Source organism: Brevundimonas denitrificans (assembly GCF_030160755.1).
Classification (GTDB): Bacteria; Pseudomonadota; Alphaproteobacteria; order Caulobacterales; family Caulobacteraceae; genus Brevundimonas; species Brevundimonas denitrificans.
Genome location: NZ_BSOY01000118.1, coordinates 1 through 4,134, shown reverse-complemented (window position 1 = coordinate 4,134; position 4,134 = coordinate 1). Strand labels below are relative to the sequence as shown.

Annotated in this window: 6 protein-coding genes; 3 read left to right on the top strand and 3 right to left on the bottom strand. The window is 71.1% G+C overall.

The features are described from left to right. A partial coding sequence (locus QQJ79_RS15020) for a Smr/MutS family protein (RefSeq protein ID WP_284223736.1) occupies nucleotides 1–332 on the top strand: 332 nt, incomplete at its 5' end. 111 nt (nucleotides 333–443) lie between these two features. Here QQJ79_RS15020 and QQJ79_RS15015 read toward each other — a convergent pair. Next, a complete protein-coding gene (locus tag QQJ79_RS15015; RefSeq protein ID WP_284223735.1) occupies nucleotides 444–1,469 on the bottom strand; it encodes an adenosine kinase in 1,026 nt (341 codons plus the stop codon). 91 nt (nucleotides 1,470–1,560) lie between these two features. Here QQJ79_RS15015 and QQJ79_RS15010 point away from each other — a divergent pair, with 91 nt between their 5' ends. Then, nucleotides 1,561–2,430, top strand: coding sequence for an ATP-grasp domain-containing protein (locus QQJ79_RS15010; protein WP_284223734.1), 870 nt, complete (start codon nucleotides 1,561–1,563; stop codon nucleotides 2,428–2,430). Nucleotides 2,431–2,540: 110 nt separating this feature from the next. Here QQJ79_RS15010 and nth read toward each other — a convergent pair whose 3' ends face one another. Then, nucleotides 2,541–3,302: an endonuclease III gene (nth, locus tag QQJ79_RS15005; protein WP_431307608.1), complete on the bottom strand. Its 762-nt coding sequence runs from the start codon at nucleotides 3,300–3,302 to the stop codon at nucleotides 2,541–2,543. A gap of 40 nt (nucleotides 3,303–3,342) precedes the next feature. Then, the gene (locus tag QQJ79_RS15000; protein WP_284223731.1) at nucleotides 3,343–3,492 is read right to left on the bottom strand and encodes a hypothetical protein; all 150 of its coding nucleotides are present in this window, start codon (nucleotides 3,490–3,492) and stop codon (nucleotides 3,343–3,345) included. A 163-nt stretch (nucleotides 3,493–3,655) separates the two neighbouring features. Between QQJ79_RS15000 and QQJ79_RS14995 the strand changes: the two genes are divergently transcribed. Then, nucleotides 3,656–4,134: HlyD family secretion protein (locus QQJ79_RS14995; RefSeq protein WP_284223730.1), on the top strand; the 479-nt coding region annotated here is incomplete at its 3' end.

Below are 4,134 nucleotides of genomic sequence, written 5' to 3'. Positions count from 1 at the left end.
GCGGTCATCCGGAAGAGCTGGAGCCGCGCCGCCAGCGGCGGCTGTCGCGCGAGCGCGATCCGATCGAGGCGCGGTTCGACCTGCACGGCTTCGGCCGCTTCCAGGCCCAGGACGCGCTGACCTCCTTCCTGCTGGGGGCGCAGGCGCGCGGCTACCGTTCGGTTCTCGTGATCACCGGCCAGGGACGGCGCGGCGGCACGGGGGTGATCCGGGCCTCGGTCCACGAATGGCTGCAGAGCCCGGCGTTGCGGGGGGTGGTGTCGGGATTCGCCTCAGCCGCCCGGCATCACGGCGGCGACGGGGCGCTGTATGTCACGATCCGGCGGGGGTGAGGGGTGGTTGGTGGTTAGTGGTTGGCCGGCAGGGGCGAACACCGCCGGCGAGAGCCGCCCCCCGCAGCCGATCCCGCCATCACTATTCACTAACCACTAGCCACTAGCCACTCAGCTCAGTCTCAGCCCCGCGTCCTTCGCCAGCTTCTCCAGCGACGTCATCGGCCGCGGGCCCCAGTGGGCGATGACCTCGGCCGCCGCCAGGGAGCCGAGCTTGCCGGAGTCCTCCAGCGACAGGCCGCGGGCGAGGCCGAGCAGGAAGCCGGCGGCGTACTGGTCGCCGGCGCCGGTGGTGTCGACCACCTTGTCGACCGGGCAGGCGGCGACCTCGACCCGCTCGGCCCCGCCCTTGCCGAACACCACCGAGCCGGCGGCGCCGCGGGTGACGGCGGCCACGTCGACGATCCGGCCGAGGTGGGCGGCGGCGTGATCGAAATCCTCGGTCCCGAACAGGGCGTGAAGTTCGCCCTCATTCGCCAGGACGATGTCGGCCGAGGCCTCGATGAAGGCCAGCAGTTCGGCGCGCCAGCGGGCGACGACGAAGGTGTCGGACAGGGTGATGGCGACCTTGCGCCCGGCGGCGTGGGCCGCGGCCGCGCCGGCCTCGAAGGCGGCGCGGGCCGGGGCCGGGTCGAACAGGTAGCCTTCCAGATAGACGATGGCCGAGGCGGCGATCAGGTCGGCGTCGATGTCGGCCGCCGAGAGCTGGTTGGCGGCGCCGAGGAAGGTGCACATGGTGCGCTGGCCGTCCGGCGTGACATTGATCATGCAGACGCCGGTGGCGAGGCCGGAGACGGCGCCGTCCCGCAGCGGCGGGGTTTCGAAATGGACGCCGACGGCGTGGATGTCGTGGGTGAAGACGCCGCCCAGCATGTCGTCCGCCACCTTGCCGATATAGGCCGCGCGGCCGCCGAAGGAGCCGACGCCGGCGACGGTGTTGCCCGCAGACCCGCCCGAGGCCTCCACGCCCGCGGCCATGGCGGCGTAGAGGGCGGCGCTCTGCTGCGCATCGACCAGCTGCATCGAGCCGGCGGTCAGGCCCTGGTCGGTCAGGAAGGCGGGGTCGCAGGGGGCGAGGACATCGACGATGGCGTTGCCGACGGCGCAGACGTCGTAGGAAGGGGGGTTCTGGGTCATGGGCGGCCCATAGCCGACGACCGTCCCGCCGTCACCCGAAAAGCATAAGGAAAGCCTTATGCGATTGCCGCCGTTTCGCTATGAGCCGCTGATGACCGAGATCGCTGTCCTGACCCCCGACGCCGCCGACCCCTCCTACGCCGGCCAGTGGCCCGGGGTGCTGGAGCGGCTGGGCGAGGCGCTGGCGACGGGCGGGCTGACGGCGGTTCCGACACCGTGGACGGATCACATCGAGGACGCCTCGGGACTGACGCGGTTTCCGCTGGTCCTGCCGCTGATCGCCTGGGGCTATCACCGCGATCACCGCCGCTGGATGCAGGCCTGCGCGACCTGGACGGCGGCGGGGGCGCCAATGCTGAACCCGCCGTCGGTGCTGGCCTGGAATTCGGACAAGAGCTACCTCGGCCGGCTGGCCGAACAGGGCGTGGCCATCCCCGACACCGTCTGGGTCGACGGCCCGACGCAGGCTGATGCGGACGCCGCCTTCGACCGGTTCGGGACCGACCGGATCGTGGTCAAGCCGCGCGTCTCGGGCGAGGCCTGGAGGACGCTGCGCCTGTCGCGGGGCGAGCGGATGGAGGGCGCGCCTGAGGGGCCGGCGATGATACAGCCCTATCTGCCCAGCATCGAGAGCGAGGGCGAGACGTCGCTGCTGTTCTTCGGCGGCCGGCTGAGCCACGTCGTCGAGAAGCGGCCGGTCCCCGGCGAGTTCCGGGTCCAGGTCCAGTACGGCGGCGGCTATGTCGCCCTGCCCGAGCCGCCGGCGGAGGCGCTGGCGTTGGCGGAACGGACGCTGGCGGCCATCGGCGAGGACCTGCTCTACGCCCGCATCGACATGGCCCGCGACGCCGACAGCGACTGGCTGCTGATGGAGGCTGAACTGATCGAACCGGACTTCTATCTGGCCTCGGCGCCGGAGGGCGGGAGAAGGTTCGCGGAGGCGGTGAGGGCGAGGCTGTGAGTGGCCAGTGGCCAGTGGTTAGTGGTTCCGGCTTCCCTGTCAGCCGAAGGGCGGCGCGGCCGGCGCCTCCGCTCAGGCGGCGGCCAGCCACTAACCACTAACCACTCCCTTCACCCCGCCTCTCCCAGCGCCGCCAGCCCCGCCCGTGACGGGCACAGGTCGCTGATCACGCACGCCGAGCATTTCGGCTTGCGCGCCGTGCAGGTGTAGCGGCCGTGCAGGATCAGCCAGTGGTGAGCCTTGGGCAGCCATGCCTCGGGGACGACGCGGAACAGCTGGGCCTCGACCTTGTCGGGGGTGGCGGCGTTGGCGAGGCCGAGCCGGTGCGAAACGCGGAAGACGTGGGTGTCGACGGCGATGGCGGCCTCGACGCCCAGTTCGTTCAGGACCACGCTGGCGGTCTTGCGGCCCACGCCGGGCAGGGCCTGGAGATCGGCGCGGTTCAGCGGGACCTCGCCGCCGTGCCGCTCCAGCAGGATGCGGCTCAGGGCGATGACGTTCTTCGCCTTGTTCCGGTACAGGCCGATGGAGGCGATGTAGGGGACCAGACCTTCTTCCCCCAGCGCCAGCATCTTCGCCGGGGTGTCGGCGACGGCGAACAGTCTGTCCGTGGCCTTGTTGACCGAGACGTCGGTGGCCTGGGCCGAGAGAGCGACGGCGACCACCAGCGTATAGGGGCTGGTGAAGTTCAGCTCGGTCTTCGGGTCCGGCATGATGCGCGACAGCCGGTCGAAGATCGCCTCGACCCGGTCCTCGTCCGGCGGCCAGCCGAGCACGGGGACCATGGCTCCGGTCATGACGGCGGGGCGCTTCGGCGCGGCTTTAGACGCGGGTCGGGGCGCTGGTCTGGAACGGGCCTTGGGCGGCTTCATCCGGGTCGGGTAGCAGACGCGGACCGGAACCGGGAAGGACTCAGGTCTCCCACGCCGCCGGAATGAACAGGGCGCCGGCCCCGATCAGCATGCCGGCCAGACCGGCGGCCAGGGGCAGGTCGAACAGGATGGTGCAGCTCAAAATCAGAAGACTGGCGGGCTGGGCGTACCGGGCGGCGAAGCGCTTCATGGGAGGTCTCCTCTCAGCTTGGCCGTAGTCGAGACCGCGCCGGAGCCGCGGTCAAGCAGGTTCCGAAACAGGATGTGTAGAAGCGGCGCCCCATGACCGGTTGATTTCTGGACAGCGTTGTCCATTTATGCGCCGTCCTCCCCGACGCCCTTTCGAGTCCGCCATGACCCTGTCTCCCGCCCACAAGAAACGCCTGCCCCTGATCGTCGCCGCGGTCGCGGCCCTGGCCCTGGTCATCGGCGGCGTGGTCTGGTGGCAGGGCAAGCAGCGCTGGGAGGCCACCGACAACGCCTTCGTCGCCGCCGACACCACCGGAGTCAGTCCCCAGATCGACGGCTATGTCGTCGAGGTGTTGGTGGCCGACAACCAGCGGGTGGCGCCGGGCCAGATCCTGATCCGGCTGGACGACGCCGACGCCCGCGCCGACCTGGCCCAGGCCGAGGCCAACCTCGCCGCTGTGATCGCCGCCGTCGGCAATGTCGACGCCCGCGCCGCCCAGGAACAGGCGGTCATCGCCTCGCGCGCCGCCGGCGTGGCCCAGGCCCGCGCCCAGGCGGATCTGGCCGCCCAGCAGGTCGATCGCTACGGCAAGCTGGCCGAACAGGGCTGGGTGTCGCAACAGCGGATCCAGACCGAACGGGC